21 protein-coding genes and 1 other annotated feature are annotated in these 22,130 nt (G+C 35.8%); of the genes, 6 read left to right on the forward strand and 15 right to left on the reverse strand.

Annotated elements, in window-relative coordinates:
* Nucleotides 1–119: 119 nt before the first annotated feature.
* Both dat and pepV read right to left on the reverse strand, forming a co-directional pair.
* Nucleotides 120–980 carry a D-amino-acid transaminase gene (gene dat, locus NST77_RS13960; RefSeq protein ID WP_341123116.1) on the reverse strand — a complete coding sequence of 287 codons (861 nt, stop codon included), beginning with the start codon at nt 978–980 and terminating at the stop codon, nt 120–122.
* 24 nt (nt 981–1,004) lie between these two features.
* Nucleotides 1,005–2,423: a dipeptidase PepV gene (pepV, locus tag NST77_RS13965; RefSeq protein ID WP_341123117.1), complete on the reverse strand. Its 1,419-nt coding sequence runs from the start codon at nt 2,421–2,423 to the stop codon at nt 1,005–1,007.
* 178 nt (nt 2,424–2,601) lie between these two features.
* Here pepV and NST77_RS13970 point away from each other — a divergent pair, with 178 nt between their 5' ends.
* Together NST77_RS13970 and NST77_RS13975 are read left to right on the forward strand one after the other, a co-directional pair.
* Nucleotides 2,602–3,063, forward strand: a complete 462-nt coding sequence (locus NST77_RS13970) for an NUDIX hydrolase (RefSeq protein WP_341123118.1) — start codon at nt 2,602–2,604, stop codon at nt 3,061–3,063.
* A gap of 399 nt (nt 3,064–3,462) precedes the next feature.
* On the forward strand, nt 3,463–3,684 hold the full coding sequence (locus NST77_RS13975; RefSeq protein ID WP_016202849.1) for a DeoR family transcriptional regulator: 222 nt from the start codon (nt 3,463–3,465) through the stop codon (nt 3,682–3,684).
* A gap of 144 nt (nt 3,685–3,828) precedes the next feature.
* Here the strand turns inward: NST77_RS13975 and NST77_RS13980 are convergent, their stop codons facing one another.
* On the reverse strand, nt 3,829–4,551 hold the full coding sequence (locus NST77_RS13980; protein ID WP_341123119.1) for a pseudouridine synthase: 723 nt from the start codon (nt 4,549–4,551) through the stop codon (nt 3,829–3,831).
* Between the two features lie 90 nt (nt 4,552–4,641).
* Nucleotides 4,642–6,267: a putative polysaccharide biosynthesis protein gene (locus NST77_RS13985; protein ID WP_341123120.1), complete on the reverse strand. Its 1,626-nt coding sequence runs from the start codon at nt 6,265–6,267 to the stop codon at nt 4,642–4,644.
* Nucleotides 6,268–6,578: 311 nt separating this feature from the next.
* Between NST77_RS13985 and NST77_RS13990 the strand changes: the two genes are divergently transcribed.
* On the forward strand, nt 6,579–7,847 hold the full coding sequence (locus tag NST77_RS13990) for a BaiN/RdsA family NAD(P)/FAD-dependent oxidoreductase (protein ID WP_341123121.1): 1,269 nt from the start codon (nt 6,579–6,581) through the stop codon (nt 7,845–7,847).
* Nucleotides 7,848–7,901: 54 nt separating this feature from the next.
* Here NST77_RS13990 and NST77_RS13995 read toward each other — a convergent pair whose 3' ends face one another.
* The 7 genes from NST77_RS13995 to NST77_RS14025 form a co-directional block, all read right to left on the reverse strand.
* A complete protein-coding gene (locus tag NST77_RS13995) occupies nt 7,902–8,084 on the reverse strand; it encodes a sporulation protein Cse60 (protein ID WP_047944513.1) in 183 nt (60 codons plus the stop codon).
* A 252-nt stretch (nt 8,085–8,336) separates the two neighbouring features.
* Entirely contained in the window at nt 8,337–8,642 is a 306-nt protein-coding gene (locus tag NST77_RS14000; RefSeq protein WP_095332479.1) for a rhodanese-like domain-containing protein, read from the reverse strand.
* A gap of 138 nt (nt 8,643–8,780) precedes the next feature.
* Nucleotides 8,781–11,201, reverse strand: a complete 2,421-nt coding sequence (leuS, locus tag NST77_RS14005) for a leucine--tRNA ligase (RefSeq protein WP_341123122.1) — start codon at nt 11,199–11,201, stop codon at nt 8,781–8,783.
* Between the two features lie 53 nt (nt 11,202–11,254).
* Nucleotides 11,255–11,479 (reverse strand) — a binding site (T-box leader).
* 607 nt (nt 11,480–12,086) lie between these two features.
* A complete protein-coding gene (locus NST77_RS14010; RefSeq protein WP_123258096.1) occupies nt 12,087–12,638 on the reverse strand; it encodes a GNAT family N-acetyltransferase in 552 nt (183 codons plus the stop codon).
* Between the two features lie 67 nt (nt 12,639–12,705).
* Entirely contained in the window at nt 12,706–13,374 is a 669-nt protein-coding gene (locus NST77_RS14015) for an N-acetylmannosamine-6-phosphate 2-epimerase (RefSeq protein WP_095332485.1), read from the reverse strand.
* A gap of 583 nt (nt 13,375–13,957) precedes the next feature.
* Nucleotides 13,958–15,124, reverse strand: a complete 1,167-nt coding sequence (locus NST77_RS14020) for an amidase (RefSeq protein ID WP_095332487.1) — start codon at nt 15,122–15,124, stop codon at nt 13,958–13,960.
* 25 nt (nt 15,125–15,149) lie between these two features.
* Nucleotides 15,150–15,728 (reverse strand): histidine phosphatase family protein, encoded by a 579-nt coding sequence (locus tag NST77_RS14025; protein WP_095332489.1) that lies wholly within the window; start codon nt 15,726–15,728, stop codon nt 15,150–15,152.
* Between the two features lie 261 nt (nt 15,729–15,989).
* On the opposite strand from NST77_RS14025, the gene NST77_RS14030 reads away from it, so the two are divergent.
* Entirely contained in the window at nt 15,990–17,195 is a 1,206-nt protein-coding gene (locus tag NST77_RS14030; protein ID WP_095332491.1) for an MDR family MFS transporter, read from the forward strand.
* Between the two features lie 51 nt (nt 17,196–17,246).
* On the opposite strand, the gene NST77_RS14035 is transcribed toward NST77_RS14030, so the two are convergent.
* Nucleotides 17,247–17,411 carry a glycogen biosynthesis protein GlgD gene (locus tag NST77_RS14035; protein WP_095332492.1) on the reverse strand — a complete coding sequence of 55 codons (165 nt, stop codon included), beginning with the start codon at nt 17,409–17,411 and terminating at the stop codon, nt 17,247–17,249.
* Between the two features lie 13 nt (nt 17,412–17,424).
* Nucleotides 17,425–17,688 carry a YtzC family protein gene (locus NST77_RS14040; RefSeq protein WP_047944522.1) on the reverse strand — a complete coding sequence of 88 codons (264 nt, stop codon included), beginning with the start codon at nt 17,686–17,688 and terminating at the stop codon, nt 17,425–17,427.
* Between the two features lie 195 nt (nt 17,689–17,883).
* Here NST77_RS14040 and NST77_RS14045 point away from each other — a divergent pair, with 195 nt between their 5' ends.
* Nucleotides 17,884–18,849, forward strand: a complete 966-nt coding sequence (locus tag NST77_RS14045; protein ID WP_095332494.1) for a TIGR01212 family radical SAM protein — start codon at nt 17,884–17,886, stop codon at nt 18,847–18,849.
* Entirely contained in the window at nt 18,846–19,418 is a 573-nt protein-coding gene (locus NST77_RS14050) for a tRNA (mnm(5)s(2)U34)-methyltransferase (RefSeq protein WP_095332496.1), read from the forward strand. The genes NST77_RS14045 and NST77_RS14050 overlap by 4 nt, the downstream gene beginning before the upstream one ends.
* 582 nt (nt 19,419–20,000) lie before the next feature.
* Here the strand turns inward: NST77_RS14050 and NST77_RS14055 are convergent.
* Together NST77_RS14055 and NST77_RS14060 are read right to left on the reverse strand one after the other, a co-directional pair.
* Entirely contained in the window at nt 20,001–21,095 is a 1,095-nt protein-coding gene (locus NST77_RS14055; RefSeq protein WP_095332498.1) for a tetraprenyl-beta-curcumene synthase family protein, read from the reverse strand.
* Between the two features lie 14 nt (nt 21,096–21,109).
* A complete protein-coding gene (locus NST77_RS14060; protein WP_047944530.1) occupies nt 21,110–21,913 on the reverse strand; it encodes an alpha/beta hydrolase in 804 nt (267 codons plus the stop codon).
* Nucleotides 21,914–22,130: the final 217 nt, after the last annotated feature.

Here is a 22,130-nt window from a genome sequence, read left to right on the forward strand (position 1 = left end):
TATATATGCTTACTATACCTTACTTTCCATCGAATTGCTTTCTTAAAAAAATGAGTTGTCTCAGAAACATAGCTATTAGCCAGTCTGAAACAACTCTTTTTTATTTTTATAAGCAAAAACTAATTGCTTATTTGTCCACACTCACTAATGATTGCATCAACAAATAAATTTTGGAGTTTTTTTGTCATTTCTCCAACTTTCCCTTCCTTGACGGGGACATTATTCACAGAAACGATTGGTGTAACTTCGGAAGTTGTACTGGATAAAAAAACTTCGTCAGCATCGATTAAATCTTCGATAGAAAATGCCTTTTCTTCAACCTCAATCCCATTTTCGCCACATAATTGAATAATTTTTTGTCTAGTAATTCCATTTAATATAAATTGATTTGCTTCGTGTGTTTGAATCTTTTCTCCATTAACAATCCAAATATTTGAAGAGCTACCTTCTGTTACAGATAACTCTCTATACTGGATGCTTTCATAACAATCTGCTTCTGCAGCTTTTTGTTTCGCCATTACGTTTCCAAGCAAATTTAAACTTTTTATATCACATCGTGACCATCTAATATCTTCTACGGTAATGGTACTGACACCATTTTCCAAATTATCAAGTGGTCTATTTAACGTCTTAGTATAAGCTACAAAGGTTGGAGTAACTGCTTCTGTTGGGTAGCTATGATTTCGCGGGCTCACGCCTCTTGTGAATTGCATATAAAGGATACCGGTGCTTAATGAGTTTTTGGCAATTAACTCTTCTAAAAGATTAGTTAATTCTGAGATGGAATAAGAAATAGCTATGCCTATTTTCTCGCTGCTTGCAGATAATCGTTCTAGATGTTCCTTCGCCATGAACATTTTACCATTGTACACACGGATTACTTCATATATCCCATCGCCAAACTGATAACCTCTATCTTCAATATCTACTTTCGCTTGTTCTCTTGGTATAAACTCCCCATTCATTAACACCATTCTCATTTTCTCTTCTCCTTTAATAAAACATTATTTAGCTAATTCATATATTGCTTGTGCATAAATAGCAGTTGCCTTCAACAAATCTTCTATATACATATATTCATCTTTTTTGTGCGCAATATCTTCTCTTCCTGGAAAGAGTGGTCCGAAAGCAACTCCTTTTTCTAGCGACCTAGCATAAGTGCCTCCACCAATTGATAAAAGCTTCGCCTTTTCACCAGTTTGCTCTTCATAGACTTTGCTTAGTGTCTGAATTAATTCAGAGTCTTTTTCTACATAATGCGGTTTAGAATCCGTGAAATTTTCCAAGCTGAAATTATGTTCTGCTAGTAATTTTATTAATTTTTCTTTTGTTTGATCCATATCATTGGTAACAGGATAACGTACTGTCTGTCCTATTTTCCCACCATGATCTGCCTGATAATCCAATATCCCAGCATTTAATGTCAGCTCTCCTGTTATCTCATCCTCAAAATCGATACCAAGTTTTTTTCCTCTAGAGTCATTCACAAAGAAGTTTCTTACAAATTGAAAATAATGGTCCGCTTTTTCATCCAATTCTAACTCTACGAGAAAATTAGCCAGCTTTAATCCAGCATTTATGCCATTATTAGGCTCTAGACCATGTGCTGAAACTCCCTCTAATTCTAATACTAAATCGCCATTGTCAACTAAATAGCGGCCAGGGATATTTTCAAGTTTCAAATAATTTTGATATCGTTGAATAATCTCCGTTTGCTCTCCTTCTTTGACTTCTAACACAGCTTGCGCAAAGTCTGGGACCATATTATATCTTCTACCTGATGAAAAACAGAGAATTTTAACTTCACCGGAATCGCTAGATGCTTCCGTGTATTTTTGTACAATGTCAAAATCAGAAATTCCTTTTTCCGCATAAATAATCGGAAAATCTGCATCAGGAGCAAAGCCGATTGTAGGCATACTTTCTTCTTGAAAATAAGTCTCTACACATCTCCAATCACTTTCTTCATCGGTTCCAATAATCATTCGAACCTCTTTCGTTAAGGGAAGGTGCAGCTCCTTCACAATTTTCATTGCATAGTAAGCAGCCATTGTAGGGCCTTTATCATCTAAAGCGCCTCTTGCGAATATTTTCCCATCGCGAATCTCTGCCTTGTAAGGATCACTTTTCCATCCATCTCCCTCAGGAACAACATCTACATGGCAAAGAACCCCAACGCTTTCTGTTCCACTACCATAAAGTAAATGTCCAGCAACATTTTTTACATTCTTACTAACAAAACCATCTTTTTCACCCAAGGATAGCATATAGGTTAATGCTTCTTTCACACCTTTTCCAAAAGGTGCATCCTCTGTTGCATTTTCTTCATCTAATACACTCTTAATTTGCAACAGCCCTTGCAAATCCTTAATAAAACTATCTTTACGATTATGTACTTCATTTAACCAATCAATTGAACTCATAGCTGCCTCCTTGCAAGCTTATAAATATATTATAGAAAAAACATATCATAAAACGCTTTATATGAAAAATAAAAGCTTTAAATCCCTATTCCACTAAATTATCATTAAGTATAGTATACCTTTTATTAAAAACAAAGCTATACTTATTTAATCTAGCATATGGAAGGAATGTATTTAATTGGGATACGTAGAAGATTTAAGAAAGCTTGTCGGAAAAATGCCTATTATTCTTGTTGGAGCAGTAGTTATCCTGTTCGATAAAGATCAGAAAATACTTTTGCAAGAGAGAAAACATCCTAAACATGTGTGGGGTTTACCTGGTGGATTAATGGAATTAGGAGAAAGCACAGAAGAAACAGCAAAACGAGAAGTTTTCGAAGAAACGGGTCTGCAAGTAACGAATCTTCAATTATTATCCGTTTATTCTGGGAAAGATTATTTTGCGGTGGCCGCAAATGGGGACCCTTTTTACACCGTAACAACTGCCTACTGCACTTCAGAATATGAAGGAAAGCTCAAAAATGATCAAGAGGAGGCATTCAGTCTCCGATATTTCAATTTAGATGAACTACCAGAAAAAATGGTCGGCAGCCATAGAAGAATGATTGAAGACTTTAAAAAGAATTTAAAGAGAATTTAAAAAACCTTATCCCGTTTTATTTTTTTATTTCATTTGGTTTATCAACCACAAAAATCGGGAAAGAAAGTTATTTACTAACTTTTCGCATTTTTATTCATATCATAAACATAAATCCCATATGATGAATGTAAAGAAACCCTGCAGGGGGTGGTAAATAAATACATAAATAAGCAAATATTTTGTAAATTAACGCAAATAATGTAGAATATATTAGTAAATAGGGGTACAATATTTATATAGAATTTCATTCTATTAACTATTTCACTATTTATTTAACCAGTTGAAAAGGGGTTGTCTGTGGAAAAGAAAATTACATACGCTTGAAGATTTTACTCTTCAAATAAGCTGTCGGTCGCTGGAATTTGCCAAAGGTTTGAAAAAAGGATAGGGAGTGGTTTATTGAAACCTTCAACTAACCGGATGTTAAACCGTATCAAATCCGTCTACATGTTTATTAGTAAGCGTGGAACTGTCACAACACAAGAGCTAGTGGAGGAATTTGGTATTACTCCGCGAACGATTCAAAGAGATTTGAATGTGTTAGCTTATAATGACTTGGTACAAAGTCCAAGTCGTGGAAAATGGACAACAACTAGAAAAAAAGTAAAAATGACATCCTAAAACGAATGGAACGAACTTAAGTTTAAATTTTGTATAATAAAAGCAAAAACCTTACTAGATTTTCAGGAAAGGATTGATATTTTCCTAAAATCCAAGTAAGGTTTTTACTTTTACTCCACTAATATGGACTATTATGGCCATATTCTAATTATTTACTTCATAGTTTCTTAACAGCTCTATTTCTTCTTCTGTCAACTCCCGATATTCTCCGAGCTCTAGTGTTTCATCCAGTTCCAACGGTCCCATGGAAATTCGCTTTAAATAAACAACTTTTTTCCCAACACTTTCAAACATTCTTTTCACTTGATGAAATTTTCCTTCTGAAATCGTTAGTTCAATATCAGAAGTTTCGCCAGCTTTTAATATTAATAGGTGACCAGGCTTCGTAAGGTATCCATCATCTAAAACAACGCCCTTTTTAAATGCCTCGATATCCTCTTCGCCTACTTTCCCACTTATAACGGCAAAGTACGTTTTCGGAACGTGTTTTTTGGGAGATAATAAACGATGCGCTAATTTCCCATCATTTGTGAGCAGAAGTAAGCCTTCTGTATCCTTATCCAACCTTCCTACAGGAAATGGATTATAAACGGAATCCTCTATTTGCAGAATGTCTACCACTGTTTCTTCTCTTGTATCTTCAGTTGCAGAAATAATGCCAGGTGGCTTATTCATCATTAAATAAATAAACTCTTTGTATTCGACTATTTCATTATTTAACGATACTTCATCCTTTTCCGGATCTACTTGATGCTTAGCATCTTTAATAATTACATCATTTACTTTTACTGCCTTATTTTTCAGGAGCATTTTCACTTCTTTTCTACTTCCGTACCCTAAATTAGCGAGCATTTTATCTATTCGCATATAAACTCAACCTCTATCTATTATTTCTATTTTTAAAGGCTCTTTTCTTTCCTATTATTTAAAAGCTTGCTTCCTACTATTTCTCCTAAATTAAAAAGGAAGTCTAAATTTTTGTTTTATTTTATTAGCTTGCTCTCCAAAAATGCGATAAATCAATTTAGAGCGGTAAGCTAAATATACGTATATGAGAACTCCAAAAATAGCTACAATAACAACCATTAATAAAGAAGCTACAACAGACTCTGTTGATAAAAATAACCGGAGTAATGAATAGACAATATTTGTTACAATATACATCATTACCGAAAATCCAATGATGAGAATGCTTCTTCGAATAACTATTTTATAGGAATAATTTGCGTATGCCTTTATTACCCCTAAATTAATGAGAATAGATACTGTATACCCTAATGAAGTTGCAAGGATAGCGCCATTTGTTTCCCATCTTTCTATAAACGGGATATTTAAACTTAATTTAATTAAAATCCCTACTAATAAACTTAATATAGTAAATCGTTGCTCATTTAACCCTTGTAAGATGGACGCGGTAACTGGATAAAGGGAAAAAAGAATGGCAACAGGAGCATACAATCTTAGCACTTCTGCACCCATTAGAAGATCTTCTGTCCCATAAAACAACCGATACACCGGCTCTGCTAGAACAGAAAGACCAATACATGCGGGCAACGTAATAAATAATAAGACTTGGAAAGTTTGATTTAAGTTTGTGGCAAGATCGGTATGATCCTCTTTTATAAAGGCTCTTGTAATCATTGGAATTAATGCCATCGAAAAACCAGTTGCAAGCGATACGGGAATAATAATGATTTTATGGGTTTGGTAATTAAAAATATTTAAGGCTGTTTCAGAGATTGAACTTAACCCAATACTACTCATCGCACGGTTAAAAGTAACAGTATCGATTGCCTGAAATAACGGATTCGCCACTCCCACGAAAACAAATGGAGCAGCAGACAAAAGAATTTCTTTATACATGGAGCGCAGACGAATATCTGTCTGCATGCCTTTATCATATAATAAAAGATTATCATACTCATCTTTACTTTTTCGCCAATACAATAGCAGCACAGCAAGTCCACCTATTGCACCGACAAATGCTGCAAAAACGGAAATACTGACTGCAGTAATCAATTTTCCTTTTAATATAAACAGAACAATTGCTGACCCGCCAAGTAAGAAAACAATTCGAACAATCTGCTCGATTACTGTCGAGACAGCTGAAGGTGCCATTGCATCATGCCCCTGAAAAAAGCCTCTGATTAAACTCATAAACGGAACGACAATCAATGCAAAGCTTACTGCGCGGATAACTGTTGTAACCTGCCCTACGGTTGAGGTCAAGTCATCATCTGATATAATAAGCCCTGCTAAAAAAGGAGCTGCTGCATATAAAGCTAAAAAAGACAGGACCCCACTTGCCAGCATGATCACTAATCCTGACTTAAATAATCTTCTTCCTACTTTATATTCTCCCATTGCATTATATTTCGAAATAAATTTACTTACAGCCAATGGAATACCAGCTGTTGCAATACTTATTACAATAGTATAAGCTACATAAGAATATTGATATAGCACTGTCCCTTGTTTTCCGACAATCATATTGAATGGTATAACATAAAATAACCCTAACGCTTTGGATATAATGGTCCCAAGTGTTAAAATAAATGTGCCTTTAAGCAATTTTGATGACATAAAATCCCTTCCTTAAACGAAGCTCTCTTAAAACGTTACACAAATAAGTATTTTACCACGAAAATAGGTAATAAAATATATTCGATTAAAAGTAAATATGAACATTTTCTTACACACTATTAGTAGTGTACCCTTTCTTAAAAAGAAACGCTACTTTTAATAAAGAGCATGATGCGGTTATGGATTACTATAAAAGGAAAGAATCCCCTTTTTTTAAATTAGTGGCTAACAGACATATTCCTTTATAAGATAGATACAAACTAAAATAATAACAAAGAAAACGACACTTTTTCAAGAAAGTAGGATGTAATATGCAATATGATGTAATCGTGATTGGCGGAGGACCATCAGGATTAATGGCCGCAATTGGAGCGGCAGAACAACAGGCGAAAGTATTACTAATTGATAAAGGAAATAAGCTTGGCAGAAAATTAGCCATTTCAGGCGGAGGACGCTGCAACGTAACTAATAGGCTTCCAATAGAGGAAATCATAAAGCATATACCTGGAAATGGGCGTTTTCTCTACAGTGGATTTTCTGAATTTAACAATGAAGATATTATCGCTTTTTTCGAAAAGCTGGGGATTGCTTTAAAGGAAGAGGATCACGGCAGAATGTTTCCTGTTTCCAACAAAGCACAGTCAGTCGTAGATGCCTTATTAAGCGAACTTGACAGATTAGGGGTAACCATTCAGACCAATTCCCCAGTAAAGACAGTTAACTATCATGAAAATAAAACAAAAACGGTGATTCTACAAAATGGTGAAACTAAAACCTGTAAGTCACTGATCATTGCAGTTGGTGGCAAATCTGTACCACATACTGGTTCAACAGGGGATGGCTATGCATGGGCTAAAAAAGCAGGGCATACAATAACGGATTTATTTCCAACAGAAGTACCTATCACTTCGAAAGAAGCATTTATTCAAAATAAAACTCTACAAGGGGTTTCACTAAGAGATGTAGCATTAAGTGTACTTAACCCGAAAGGCAAACCTATTATTACCCATCAAATGGATATGATATTCACCCACTTTGGTATTAGTGGTCCAGCCGTATTACGATGCAGCCAATTTGTCGTGAAGGCAAAGAAAAAATGGAATTTAGGGGAAGTGAAAGTTTCCATTGACTCATTTCCTGATAAGAAAGAAGAAGAGCTTTTTCAAGAGACAATGACATTGCTGAAAACTGAACCAAAGAAAGCAATTAAAAATACGTTAAAAGGTCTATTAATAGAACGATATTTATTATATTTGCTGGAGCTAGCAAATATCGATCCAGCAGCTCCATGTGCAACTATTTCTCAAGATAAAATTAGAGTCTTTGTTGGTCTATGTAAAGCTTTCACCTTTGATGTAAACGGAACGTTACCGATAGAAAAAGCTTTTGTCACTGGCGGTGGTGTATCTATAAAGGAAATTGCCCCTAAGACAATGGAATCGAAAATGACGGAAGGATTGTTCTTCTGTGGTGAAATATTAGATATTCACGGATATACTGGAGGTTATAATATTACATCAGCTTTTGTAACAGGAAGGCTGGCAGGTGTCAATGCTGCTTTAGTTGCTAAAAGTGAATAAAAATAAGCAGAGGTGCTTTTCACAAAGGCACTTCTGCTTTTTATTTTTCTCTAATTAAGTTCTGTAAATAATCATGGAGGAAAAACAATAGATTTGATCCTCCTCATCCTCTTGCATGGCTGCGACATTGTATTTGATATCGATTAATTTCTTCTCATCTATTTTCTGTAAAAATTTATTCATCTGTAATTCTAGATCCTTCTCGTGCTCTTGATCAAATAATTTCACTTTAATCATCTTTTCTTCCTCTCCCTATTATTTTGTAGGTTATAGTTAAAGGATAGACAAAATTCTTACTATTCAATCAATTATATAAAAACTTTTAACTTTCTTTTGAATTTCTTAACAAGCTATTCTTATACTTTCAGAGTGTAGACACTTTTAGATTTCATTTAAGTTATGTAAACGAAGTCCATATAAAAAGCTCAGAGAATAAAGGAGAATAATACCTTATCTTTGAGCTTTTTTGTTTATATTAGCTATCAGCCTTTAAACTGTTTTGCCATGCCAATTTAGCATGCCTCCTTCCATATTTACCACTTTGAAGCCTTGGTCTTGCAAATAGTAACATACATTTTCGCTTCGTCTGCCTGAGCGGCAAATCATGATATATTCTTTATCTTTTGAAAAGTAATCTAAATTTTCAGGGATGCTATTCATTGGAATGTGTTTTGCTCCAGGAATAATTCCTTCTGCTACTTCTTCGTCTTCCCGAACGTCAACTAATTCTAGCTTTTCTTCATTAGTCAGCTTTTCCTCTAATTCCTCAGTAGTAATTGTTTTTATCGTATCCATTTTATTTCCTCCATTATCACCTTTTATACTGTGTATATAGTTTCTCTCATTGTAATATAGATTAAATGACTACGTTATGCAATTAGTCTGCCTAATTGACCGAAAGAGGAGGCTGTCAAAAAAGACAGCCTCTCCCTTTTAATTTGCAACGATATTAACTAATTTACCAGGAACGGCAATAACTTTACGTACTTGCTTGCCATCAATCTGCTCTTTAACTTGGCTATCTTCCATAGCAATCTGCTCTAACGCATCTTTATTAGCATCTGCTGGAACCATTAGTTTCGCTTTCACTTTACCGTTAATTTGTATGACAATTTCGATTTCATCATCAACCAATTTTGCTTCATCATATGCTGGCCAGGCTTCATAGGCAATGGATTGATTAGAACCAGTAATGATTTGCCATAGCTCTTCAGTAATATGCGGGCAAATTGGAGAAAGTAATTTCACGAATCCTTCTACATATTTCTTCGGAATACGATCTGCTTTATAACACTCATTGATAAACACCATCATTTGTGAAATAGCCGTATTAAAGCGAAGTGCTTCAAAATCCTCTGTAACTTTTTTCACTGTTTGATGATAAATTTTATCTAACCCCTTCATTTCCTCTATATCTTGAACTTTAGAAGTAAGCTCTCCATTATCATCAACTAACAATCGCCAAATACGATCAAGGAATCTTCTTGAACCATCAAGTCCATTTGTTGACCATGCAATGGCAGCATCTAATGGTCCCATAAACATTTCATACAGACGAAGTGTATCTGCACCATGACTAGCTACAATTTCATCTGGATTTACGACATTTCCTTTTGATTTACTCATTTTTTCATTATTTTCACCGAGGATCATTCCTTGATTATATAATTTTTGGAATGGTTCTTTCGTAGGAACAACACCTAAATCATAAAGTACTTTATGCCAGAAGCGTGCATATAATAGATGCAAGACAGCGTGTTCTACTCCACCAATATACATATCAACTGGTAGCCATTCTTTAATTTTTTCTGGATCAGCAATCTGCTCGTTATTTTTCGGATCAATATAACGCAAGTAATACCAGCTGCTTCCAGCCCATTGCGGCATGGTATTTGTTTCACGTCTGCCTTTTTTGCCAGTAACAGGATCAACAACGTTTACCCATTCTGAAATATTCGCTAACGGAGATTCACCTGTTCCAGATGGCTTAATTTCAGATGTTTCTGGAAGTGTCAATGGTAATTCCTCTTCTGGAACACCTGTCATTGTGCCATCTTCCCAATGGATAATAGGAATTGGCTCGCCCCAATAGCGCTGGCGGCTAAATAGCCAATCACGAAGTCTATAAGTGATTTTCTTCGTTCCTATTTCTTTCTCTTCTAACCAAGTAATCATTTTGACAATAGCTTCTTCTTTATTTAAACCATTTAGAAAATCAGAATTTACATGTTCCCCATCGCCAGTATAGGCCTCTGTTACTACATTTCCTCCAGCTACCACTTCTTTAATTGGCAAACCAAATGTTTTAGCAAATTCATAGTCTCTTTCATCATGTGCAGGTACAGCCATAATACTTCCTGTACCGTAGCTGACAAGGACATAATCAGCGATCCAGATTGGCATTTTTTCGCCATTTGCTGGATTGATCGCGTAAGCACCAGTAAATACACCAGTCTTCTCTTTCGCTAAGTCCGTTCTTTCTAAATCACTCTTACTTTTAACCTTTTCTAAGTAAGCTTCTACAGCCGCTTTTTGCTCTGAAGTTGTAATTTTCTCTACTAAAGCATGTTCAGGAGCAAGAACTGCATAAGTGGCACCAAATAATGTATCTGGTCTTGTTGTAAAGACAGTGAATGACTCATCATGATTGTCAATTTGGAAGGTAACTTCTGCTCCTTCTGAACGCCCAATCCAATTTCTTTGCATTTCTTTAATACTTTCTGGCCAATCTACTTCATCTAAATCTTCTAACAAACGATCAGCATATGCTGTTATTCTTAATACCCATTGACGCATCGGACGTCTTTCTACTGGATGTCCACCACGTTCACTCTTACCATCAATAACTTCTTCATTAGCTAGAACCGTTCCTAATGCTGGACACCAATTTACTGCTACTTCATCGACATAAGCTAAGCCCATTTCATACAATTTGAGAAAAATCCATTGTGTCCACTTATAATATTCTGGATCTGTTGTGTTAATTTCGCGATCCCAATCATAGGAAAAGCCTAATGATTTAATTTGACGGCGGAATGTGTCGATGTTTTTTTGTGTGAATTCAGCTGGATGGTTACCAGTATCTAGCGCATATTGTTCTGCAGGTAAACCAAATGCATCCCACCCCATTGGATGAAGAACATTAAAATCCTGCATCCTTTTCATACGCGAGAGAATATCTGTTGCTGTATAGCCTTCTGGATGCCCAACATGCAGTCCTGCTCCAGATGGGTATGGAAACATATCTAAAGCATAAAACTTTTTCTTGCTTTTTTCTTCACTTGTTTTAAAAGTCTTGTTTTCTTCCCAAAACTTTTGCCATTTCTGTTCTATTTTCTGATGATTAAAACTCATCCTAAATCCTCCCATAAAGTTGTTTTGACCAAAATAAAAAGCCGCTCATCCCAAATAGGGACGAGAGGCATTATGTATAATCTCCCGCGGTACCACCCACAATTAGTGAATAAATCACTCGCTTCATTATCCTTTAACGCAGGTGTACGGCAAGCATTACTAAAAGTTCACACTTGCAACTCAAAGGTGAGTTCAAGATGTTTTTGACTGACTTGCACCATCCGTCAGTTCTCTTCTTTCAAAAGGGCATCTTTACTATTCCTTATCCTTGTTGATTACTTATATATGTTTTTTATTGTATTGTATTTTAATGTATGTTGCAAGTAGTTTTCAGATTAAGTACATATTAATAAGAGAAATCAAATTAGTCGTTTTGCAACTTAATTATAGTCAAACATTCATTAGAATTTTGCCATTTTCATTTTCAATGAAAACCCACCTTTGACCTTCGTTACTAGAACGTCCAATCGAATCAGCCGCTCTTTAAGAATCGATACATACTAATCAATATCTGTCTAACAAGTGTTTACACTCTTTATAAACCTCGTAACCAAATATTTCTCTAACCTCAGCTTCTTCTTTTGTCATTGTATTCACACGAAGCAACAAATTCTACTTGTGGGAGCTTTGCATAAATTTCAGCATGATAGGTACTGATTTACCCTACACTAATAACACCCATTCTCAACTTATTTTCATTATTTCCATTGCTTTCATAATTTAATCACATATATTATTCTTATTGCAGCTAACTCCTTACCTATTTCAATAGTTTAGTTTACAATAAAAGACTACTTGAGCATTTTTAGTGGAAAGCAACCGTTAAATTTTCCAAAATACGGATTAATCAGATCCAAATATAGCTACTTAAATTTTGACATTGGCTCACTTTAATATTTTTCGCTCTAAAGTATCCTCTAATAAGGACCAAGCTTCATGACAGCTCGGAGCAGTGATAAACGGTTTAAACCCATAGTTTAAGTACATATTAACCGCTTGGTAACTTGTTGTTTGCGATGTAAGGTATGCTTTTGAGTGATATTTAGCCAAGATATTCATCGCCGCACTTAGTAAAGGTTTGGAGAGTTTCTGTCCTTGATATGCAGGGACAATTCCTACCCAATGAATTCTTCCTGTTATTTCTCCATCTCCTTTTAAGTCACCATACCATGCCGTTGTTGTTCCAATCACTTCTCCATTTTTATTCTCGATGAACAAGCATCTATTTGTCATTTCATCAATATATGGTCCAAATTCTTTATAAAAATGCGCTAAAGCAGCTTCTTCGCTTTCAAATTCATCTACACTCGCCTCCACAAATGCCCAATGATGTTCATCACCTTTTTCAAATAACCTAATTCGAAATTCAGCTGGAAGCGGGTATTGAGGAATATGCGACAAATCTTTTATCACCATACTAAGTGGAATTCTTTTCATTTGAATCAGCTCCTTTTATAATTGATTGTCTATCTTAAATCACGACAAGACACCTTATATATATTTCTTAGCTGTTCATACCCTTTACAAATCGTTTAGTTATTTCCTGAGGACGTGTAATTGCTCCACCTACTACAACAAAAAAAGCACCAAGCTCTAATGCCTTTCTGGCATCTTCTGGGGTTTCAATTCTCCCCTCAGCTATGATAGGAACGTTTACTGCTTTAACAAGATTATCTAATAATTCAAAGGCTGGACCATTTTGCAAATGTTGCGTTTTCACTGTATATCCAGCTAGGGTAGTACCAACGAAATCGCAACCCATAGTCTCTGCACGTATACCTTCCTCTAGAGTGGAAACATCCGCCATAACTTTTTTGTTAAGGTTATCCTTTATAAAATCAATTAATTCCTGTAGATCTTCTGCCCTTGAACGGTCGGTTGCATCTATCGCAATAATGTCGGCGCCCGCATCAGCCACAAGCTGTGCATCTGCCTTAGTTGTGGTAATAAATGCATCATAGCCTGGATAATGTTTTTTTAGAATCCCTATAATAGGTAAATCTACTTTCTCTTTAATTCTTTTGATATCCGAGTAACCGTTTGCTCTGATTCCTACAGCTCCCCCTATTTTTGCAGCAAGCGCCATTGCAGCCATAAATTCTGAACCATGTAATGGCTCAGAATCCAATGCTTGGCAAGAAACGATTAAACCTCCCTTTAGTTTCTCAATCATCAAATTACTCCTCTCTTGAATATATTAGTATGCTTTATCAACCACTGCTTTTGCAGTAGCTTCTCTATATTTTAATGCTATTTCTTTTAACCGATGTGCAACCCCATTGCATAACTTGCCGACATGAAACCGTCTTGAAATGCAGTTTCTCTACCGCCTGTTAATAAAACAACAGTCTGAAATCTTTGTAATGGGAGAATGTTAATGTGCGTAATATATAATTTTAACCTCATTGTTTTTGGCAATATTTAAAGCATCAATAGTATCTTTGGTACTGCCACTTACTGAGATACTAATAGTAATTTTCTATTTGGTTAGCGTTGTTGCAGACATTGCCTGCATATGAGAATCAGTAATCATTTCAGTACCATACTTTTTATGAATTTACTTCGTGCGTCTACAGCAGTGTTCCCTAAAATGCCTGCCCCCAAAAAAGAATTCCTCGCCCTTTTTTGTTTTTATAGTTTCAGAACTGCTTCAAATAGATTACCAAAAATTCGCTAAGCTTGAATAAAAATTTGTAAATAACTAGGTTATCTGCTTCCTTTATAGATATGCCTATATTTCCTTTAAGGTTATATCATTACCATTTCTTTACCCACTCAGCTACTAATCGAAGTAAATTTCTATCTTGATTTCTACTAGCTATAAGAGAAAGACCTACTGGTACTCCATTGCTTGTAGTTAATGGTATGTTCACTTGGGGGAAACCCGTTAATCCTGCAATACAGCACAACTGAAAGGTTTGCTTTCTTCTTTCTTCTAATTCATAAACAGGTAGATTTAAAAGAGGTGCGATTCCTGGAGCTGTAGGAATGATCAAAACTGCGTCATCTTTAAGCAGTTCTTCCATTCTTTGCTGAATTTTACGTCTCAACTGATGATATGGTGCTAAATCTTCGTCTTTTATTGTACTCGCCCACTTAAATCTTTCTGCTATGCCTGGCCCAAACGTAGGCTTTACTTTTTGAATCCATTCTCCATGCTCCTGCCAAATTTCTTTGCCCTGTAGCATTCTAAAGACCTCAGACCACTCTTGCAGACCTTCTTCTGCTATAACCGTTGTTGTATAATTAGGTACCGACTGTTTTAATTTCTCCAATAAAGGAGCAAAGGCTTTATGAACTTCTTGGTCTGCCAATGCCCATGCATCACTTCCCATGATAAATCTCGTAAAAGAGCCGTCTCTTTGGGCAGGCAAAAGCACTTTTCCAACTTCATTTAGAATTTCTGCGTCATTTGCCATCCATCCAACGGTATCAAAGCTTTTTGCAAGAGGGATTACTCCTTCTATATTCACTGCTCCATGGGAAGGGCGGATTCCATAAATTCCACAATAAGAAGATGGAATTCTTATCGATCCTCCTGTATCTGTCCCTAAAGAGAAATCTGTCCGTTTTGCAGCAACTGTTACAGCTGAACCACTGGAGGATCCACCTGGAATTCTATTAGGGGCCATAGGATTAACTGGAGTTCCGTAATGAAAATTTTCTCCATTTAAACTATACATCAATTCATCTGTGATTGTTATACCTTGCAGCCGGGCACCATTATTCAGCAAGCTAGTAATCACAGGTGCTGTTTCTTTAGCAGGAGGATGACTAGAAAGCCAATCTGGATTCCCAGCCGAGGAAAGATAATCTTTAATAGCAAAAACATCCTTTACAGCGAAAGTCAACCCGTCCAAGTTTCCTCGTTTCATTGGTTTCAATGAAATATTTTTATCTATGTATGCACCAAAATCACTCATTGATCAAATCCCCTTCCAATCATTCCTATTCATGTATCTCCACTAAATGATCGACCAAGTTGTAATTTTTCACTTCCCAGCGCTTCTCTTTATACTGAATATTGCTAATACAAGCATTTGATAAATATTTTTCTATTTTGAGAGATTCTTCTGACACTATGGTTAATAATGTATGGATAACTGCACCGTGAGCAACTAGTAATACTTTTTCGTTTGGAAACCGGCAAAGAATTTTTTCTAGGCCGCCAGTTAGTCTTTTGACAAGGGCTTCTCTTGATTCCTGGTTTGGATAGTGATGATCTGGATAAAGAATCGCTCGTTCTTCTCTTGTTTTCCCTTCCGCATCGCCAAAACTGCGCTCCATGAATTCATCCATTTCTACCACTTCTAGTTGCAAAGCTTCATTTATAATTAACGCTGTTTGCTTTGCTCTTTTAAGAGGACTTGTAACAATGACATCCCAATCTGAATGCTTTAAATAGTCACGGCATTGTTCTGCCTGCTTCTTTCCATTTTCATTTAATGGGATATCCGTTTTTCCTTGAATCCTTCCCAGTGCATTCCAATCTGTTTCTCCATGCCTTATTAAACATATTTTTGTCATTTATTTTATCCTTTCTCCATGCTTAATTTTGGGGTTATTACTACTTTATTAGAAAAATACTTATTTTTCAAATAAATTAAATATTAAAATGATTATTATCGACTTTTCATCCTAATTTACCTTTCAAAAACGCTTTTTATCGCTCTTTTCTATCAGAAAATTCCGCCTTTAAAAAAATGGATAATATTCTATTGCAGGTTTGTTAAAAAGCAACTACACTTATTTTGGTATTTAAGAATAAAGTTGAAAAGGAGCATTATTATGCCTCGTTCTCTATGGCTTTTAGTTATTGGAATGGCTGTTAACGTTACAGGATCTTCCTTACTTTGGCCTTTAAATAGTATATACATTCATGAGCATTTAGGAAAAACACTTACGGTTGCAGGTTTTATTCTTATGCTTAATTCTGGAGCAAGTGTTATCGGTAATTTAATCGGAGGCATTCTTTACGATAAATTAGGGGGATATCTATCCATCTTATTAGGGATCTCTTTAACCGCCTTTTCTTTACTAGGATTGACTCTTTTCCACAATTGGGAAGCTTATTGTACATTCTTTACGTTATCTGGTTTTGGATCAGGTATTATATATCCTAGCATGTACGCAATGGCAGGGAATGTTTGGCCAGAGGGAGGAAGAAAAGCTTTTAATAGTATTTATGTTGCGCAAAACGTTGGTGTGGCACTAGGATCAGCAATTGGTGGCTTTATCGCTTCTTATTCGTTCCAATTAATCTTCTTGTCCAACACCCTTATGTATGGGGTATTTTTCCTTATTGCCTTCTTTAGTTATAAAAACATTCAAGTAAAAACAGATGTCCTTCCTTCTACTACTGGTACGGTTTCTAAAAGAAAAGGAAGACATTTGTTAAAAGGCAGTCCCGCTATGTATTCACTCGGTATTTTAGGATTGGGATATTTATTGTGCTGGATTTGCTATGTTCAATGGCAAGCTACCATTTCCACCCATACACAGGAGTTAGGTATTCCTTTAACACAATATAGTTTATTATGGGCTGTTAATGGTGGTCTCATTGTGTTCGGCCAACCGCTGATTACTTTTTTCACCAAAAAAGTATGTACATCTATAAAGAAACAAATGCTTATTGGAATCGGTATTTTTATTGTTTCCTTCCTTATTGTAGGAAAAGCAGAATACTTTACTGGCTTTCTTGCGGCGATGATAATCTTAACAATCGGAGAAATGCTTATTTGGCCAGCAGTACCGACCATTGCTGATAAGCTGGCTCCTAAAGGGAAAGAAGGCTTTTTCCAAGGAATCGTAAACAGTACAGCAACTGGTGGAAGAATGATTGGTCCACTTGTCGGGGGAATGCTTGTTGACAGCAGTGGTATGACTTTGCTTGTGCCTATATTAGTCGTGCTACTTGTAATTAGCTTGTTTACAGCCTTTTTCTATGATTATCCCACAAAAGAAGCTTCTAAGTTAACGCCTAAAACCAATTGATATAAATGTCCCAACAGTCACCATACCGTTGGGACATTTTTTATTAATAAATTATTCTTGTCTTGATTTGGATTTAGCTGGTTGACCTCCAGAATTCTCATATTTCTTTTTGGCGGCTTTAATTAGATCAACATCTTTCCCCAGCTCTATATCCTGATTATTTATCCCATTACGTGTTTTTTGTTCTGGATTATTTTTCTTCGAACGTTTATCCATTTTAATCCCCCTCTTAATGCAGTCTTAATGTCATTTGATTTTGCATTTGCTCTATCAGTAATCGCATGCGATGCAGTTCTTCTCTTTGCTGCTGGTTTGCACTGCGATCCATCGTGTGCAAATCATTGTAAATATTCTCTAATTGCATTTGTGCATCCGTATATTCCGTATCATTAAAATGTTCCTGACGTCTTGCTGCTTCATATTGCTGTTCTGCAAAATTGATTACATCATTACATCTTTGTAGTAAGTCGCTCATGGAATCGCGAGTAGCCAAATAATAACCTCCCAACAATCTTTTCAATTAGAAGCAGATTGCTTCACAAGTAGTATCTGTCTATTGTTCCTCTCCTATTACTTCCTTTTCTTAACTGATGAAGAAATTCTGTTGGATAAAGAACTGAGTCATGTTAAAATGCTTAGGTGGAAATGACAAAAAAAGAATTAAAATTACTTAGGAGGTTACACTGATATGAATCAGAATAACCCATTCCCATTTGCCTCTGATAATAAGAGATATCATACATGGAATTATCATCTTCGAAATGAATTCGGTCACAAAGTTTTCAAAATTGCCCTAGATGGCGGCTTTGATTGCCCAAATAGAGATGGTACTGTAGCACATGGAGGATGCACTTTTTGCAGTGCAGCTGGTTCTGGCGATTTTGCTGGCAATCGTGTTGATAGCCTTGAAAAGCAATTCCATGATATAAAAAACAAGATGCATACGAAATGGAAAGACGGAAAGTATATGGCCTATTTTCAAGCGTACACCAATACTCATGCTCCTGTTGATGTACTGCGCGAAAAATATGAAGTGGTGCTTAAGCAGGAAAATGTTGTTGGTCTATCTATCGCAACACGCCCAGATTGTTTACCAGATGATGTTGTCGAGTATTTAGCAGAACTAAATGAACGTACTTATTTATGGGTAGAACTAGGCCTTCAGACGGTTCATGAAAAAACCGCAAACCTTATTAATCGGGCTCATGATTTTCAAACATATGTGGAAGGCGTTAATAAGCTGAGAAAGCATAATATTCGTATTTGCTCCCATATTATTAATGGTTTACCAATGGAAACGAACGAAATGATGATGGAAACAGCCAAAAGCGTTAGCGAGCTAGACGTACAAGGAATTAAAATCCATTTGCTTCATTTATTAAAGGGAACTCCAATGGTCAAGCAATATGAAAAGGGCCTGCTGAAATTTTTAACATTTGATCAATATATATCATTAGTTTGCGATCAATTAGAAATATTACCACCAGAAATGATTATTCACCGAATTACTGGAGATGGACCAATTGAATTAATGGTGGGGCCAATGTGGAGTGTAAATAAATGGGAAGTATTAAACAAAATTGATGCAGAATTAAAAAGCCGCAATAGCTGGCAAGGTAAATTCTATCAGGCAAATAAGAAGGTGACACAATGAAGTTAGACAGAGTCATTCCATTTGCTCATCAATTATTGGAAAAAGCAATATCGAAAGGAGATATTGCAATTGATGCTACAATGGGAAATGGTCATGATACCGTTTTTTTAGCCAATCTTGTTGGAAACAAAGGAAAGGTATTCAGCTTTGATATTCAAGAAGCTGCTTTACTGGCGACAAAGGACAAGCTAATTAATCAAGCATTGCAAGAAGCTGCTTCTCTTCATTTGTGCGGACATGAGCATATAATGGATGTGATTCCTTCTCAGTACCACGGAAAAGTCACAGGAGCTGTTTTTAATCTAGGCTACTTACCTGGTGGAGACAAGTCGATTGTCACAAAGGCTGAAACAACTATTGCCGCAATCGAACAGCTACTTCAAATCCTGTCTAAAGAAGGGATTATTGTATTAGTGATTTATCATGGCCATCCAGAGGGAGCTATTGAACGGGACAAACTTATTACCTATGTTGAAAATATAAATCAACAGGAAGCTCATGTGCTTCGTTATCAGTTTATAAACGGCATTAATAATCCGCCTTTTATTATCGCAATTGAGAAAAGATAGTCACAATATTAATTCAAATGAAATGAAATGGAATGAAACTACTGACATACTTGTGGAAAGAAGCTCAATACCCGCTGCAACAAAATGAGGATGGGACAAAACAAAATATATATTGGATAAAGACGAACAATCTCTAATTCAGTGGTGAAACCAATTCGTTCCATTACACTACAGACACACGATGCGCCGGGGAGCAACCTAAGTCTCCTCGGCTAAAGCCTGTGGGGGCTTAGGCTTTGCTCTGCTTCCCGCAGGAGTCGAGTATCCTCCGTTCCATTTCACTCCTTTTTTAAAGCTTATTTAGTTTTTTAGCAAACTAAAATTACTAGAAAAAAACAGAGCAGACTGAATACACGTAGACTCCTATGGGAGCTGCGAGAAAGTCCAAGACCCCGCAGGAACGAGGAGGCTTGGCGCTCGCCCCATGGAAAGCGAAGTGTATTCAGTCTGCGGGTGATTACCACAAACCTTTTTTCTTAAAATAAATAAAAACCCCCAAATAATTATACGAATATTTCCTAATATGCACGCATAATTGTTCGGGGTTATATTGGGTTGAAATACTTATGTCTCACCCTTATTTTATTTGCTCAATGCTCTTAATGCTCCACTCGGTATTACTTTTTGAAACTTTCTATAAGCTCTTCCGTTCAGATAGAAAAAATAGCCGATTGGACCAGATGTCCTAATCATGTTTTTGGCAAGCTTGCGGATATTTCGTTGCTTATTTACCTTCTCGTCAGATAAATAGACGCCTAATAAACCTCGGTTAATCAGTTTATGAAATTTTTGATGAGGGAGTTTATTAGTATGGCGATCGGCTTCTGTTACAAAATGCTTTAGACGATTAAATAATTCCTCTTCATTTTTATAATAGAAACAAAAGTTTAAGTCACCACCTATTTTATCCTCTTCTTGATCGATAAAATAGTCTAGTAAGATATGTAGTCCTTGGATATAAGGAAAATATCCATCTCGAATTAGTGCTGGATAAGAATCATCAAAATCATCCCGAAATGCATAAGAGACTAAGCAAAAAATTCCTAAAGTCGAGCCAGAGCAAGCAGAAAATTCATACCACTCCATTTTAGGGACATGATTTTTATTTTTTTCAAACCAAAATTTCAATCGAGGAATTCGTTCTTCCATTATCACATGTTTATGTATCTGTAAATCACAGTAGTAGCGGCATAATTCTAAAAGCTGTTCCTTAATGCTTCCGTAATTCTGTAGCTTTGCTAGTGTATCTCTGCATGTCTTAGCTAAATCATATAAGTAGCCTCCATCATCTTGATCCTCTCGATAACGATAATAATTACTTGGTTTAGCTCCAACAGTTAAAGCGTGTTCCATTGATTCATGTAAAGCAGAAAAATCTTTCGGATCAAGCGAAGTGCTTCGATCACAAAGATTATCTAAATAATCACTTATCGTTTGGTAGGCTACAATAAATTTAATTACTTCTTTGTACTTGCTCATGGCAATTAGGGCCATGATGGAACCACCTTCACAATGAAATGTTTTATTCTCAATACTTGCTAATGCTTGTTTTCTTAATTCTAAATTAGGAATACTCTCTGCTCTTTGCGCCCAATAGCTCAATTCTTGATGGACAACTGGAAAAACCTTTAAGTAAACTTTTGACATTAATGTTATTGGCATCTTTGGAACTGACATATAAAAAACCTCGCTTATACAATATAACCAATTGCTTTCAATTGACTATTGATAAAATCCTTCGTGTATTCAAAAACTTCATCTCTTTCTGGTTCATTAAAAATTTCATGATAAAACTCTGGCCATTCTTTATATCTCTTTTCAGATAATGGTATCATATTGAACCAGGTTTTTACCATTTTTTTATCTACAACTAAATCGCCGCCGCCTTGCATAAGCAAAAGTGGCAAGTCTTGCGTATTGGCGATGTCTTCAAAGGCTTTCTTTGTTGCATTAATCAATTCACGGTACCATCTGATAGAAACTTTCGTTATATATAAAGTATCATTTGAATCAATTTCTCTTACTTCTGCATTACGAGTTGCCATATCAATCGTTAAACCGGAATTAACTCTTAGCTTTGGGGCCACTTTATTCAAGAGAAGTGATACTAAACTCATCAACTTGGAGGGGTAATTAATCAACCCTAAGCATGGTGAAGATAAAATCAAGCCTGCTATTTTTAATTTCTCCTGCTGGAGAAGTCTAATAGAAGCAAGGCCCCCCATGCTATGCCCCAATAAAAAAATAGGCAGATCAAATTGATAGGCAGCTTGAATCCAGTCTTTAATTTCTATTGTATATTCATCAAATGAATCAATATGTCCTCGATCAGATCTAGTTGTCATACCCTGTCCAGGAAGATCTCCCATTACAACATGAAAACCAGCTAACCGAAACATTTCGATAAGCCAGCCATATCTACCATGGTGCTCCATTGCTCCATGAACAATAACAATGACCGCTTTCGCGTTTCCCTCAGCTTCCCATTTCCACATAAAAGCTCCTCCATCCCATGTAAAAATCTAAATTGGCTTTATTCAACTTTAACAAACCAGCAAATTATGAAAAAAATAAAGATTTTATTTGTAATATAACTTATTAATAATAAATGCGAATAGACGAAGATCAGCTTTTTTTATTATGATCCAAAGTTACTTTAATTATAGCAAATAACTTAGAAATGTACCTTTATAATACAAACCTCATCATTTA

The organism is Niallia sp. FSL W8-0177, assembly GCF_038006285.1.
GTDB lineage: Bacteria > Bacillota > Bacilli > Bacillales > Cytobacillaceae > Niallia > Niallia circulans_A.

What these genes read in the sequence shown, in the direction of transcription:
- dat (WP_341123116.1), bottom strand. Translation starts at nt 980, where the DNA reads ATGAGAATGGTGTTAATGAATGGGGAGTTTATACCAAGAGAACAAGCG.
- pepV (WP_341123117.1), bottom strand. Translation starts at nt 2,423, where the DNA reads ATGAGTTCAATTGATTGGTTAAATGAAGTACATAATCGTAAAGATAGT.
- NST77_RS13980 (WP_341123119.1), bottom strand. Translation starts at nt 4,551, where the DNA reads ATGCGAATAGATAAAATGCTCGCTAATTTAGGGTACGGAAGTAGAAAA.
- NST77_RS13985 (WP_341123120.1), bottom strand. Translation starts at nt 6,267, where the DNA reads ATGTCATCAAAATTGCTTAAAGGCACATTTATTTTAACACTTGGGACC.
- NST77_RS13990 (WP_341123121.1), top strand. Translation starts at nt 6,579, where the DNA reads ATGCAATATGATGTAATCGTGATTGGCGGAGGACCATCAGGATTAATG.
- NST77_RS13995 (WP_047944513.1), bottom strand. Translation starts at nt 8,084, where the DNA reads ATGATTAAAGTGAAATTATTTGATCAAGAGCACGAGAAGGATCTAGAA.
- NST77_RS14000 (WP_095332479.1), bottom strand. Translation starts at nt 8,642, where the DNA reads ATGGATACGATAAAAACAATTACTACTGAGGAATTAGAGGAAAAGCTG.
- leuS (WP_341123122.1), bottom strand. Translation starts at nt 11,201, where the DNA reads ATGAGTTTTAATCATCAGAAAATAGAACAGAAATGGCAAAAGTTTTGG.
- NST77_RS14010 (WP_123258096.1), bottom strand. Translation starts at nt 12,638, where the DNA reads ATGAAAAGAATTCCACTTAGTATGGTGATAAAAGATTTGTCGCATATT.
- NST77_RS14015 (WP_095332485.1), bottom strand. Translation starts at nt 13,374, where the DNA reads ATGATTGAGAAACTAAAGGGAGGTTTAATCGTTTCTTGCCAAGCATTG.
- NST77_RS14020 (WP_095332487.1), bottom strand. Translation starts at nt 15,124, where the DNA reads ATGAGTGATTTTGGTGCATACATAGATAAAAATATTTCATTGAAACCA.
- NST77_RS14025 (WP_095332489.1), bottom strand. Translation starts at nt 15,728, where the DNA reads ATGACAAAAATATGTTTAATAAGGCATGGAGAAACAGATTGGAATGCA.
- NST77_RS14030 (WP_095332491.1), top strand. Translation starts at nt 15,990, where the DNA reads ATGCCTCGTTCTCTATGGCTTTTAGTTATTGGAATGGCTGTTAACGTT.
- NST77_RS14035 (WP_095332492.1), bottom strand. Translation starts at nt 17,411, where the DNA reads ATGGATAAACGTTCGAAGAAAAATAATCCAGAACAAAAAACACGTAAT.
- NST77_RS14045 (WP_095332494.1), top strand. Translation starts at nt 17,884, where the DNA reads ATGAATCAGAATAACCCATTCCCATTTGCCTCTGATAATAAGAGATAT.
- NST77_RS14050 (WP_095332496.1), top strand. Translation starts at nt 18,846, where the DNA reads ATGAAGTTAGACAGAGTCATTCCATTTGCTCATCAATTATTGGAAAAA.
- NST77_RS14055 (WP_095332498.1), bottom strand. Translation starts at nt 21,095, where the DNA reads ATGTCAGTTCCAAAGATGCCAATAACATTAATGTCAAAAGTTTACTTA.
- NST77_RS14060 (WP_047944530.1), bottom strand. Translation starts at nt 21,913, where the DNA reads ATGTGGAAATGGGAAGCTGAGGGAAACGCGAAAGCGGTCATTGTTATT.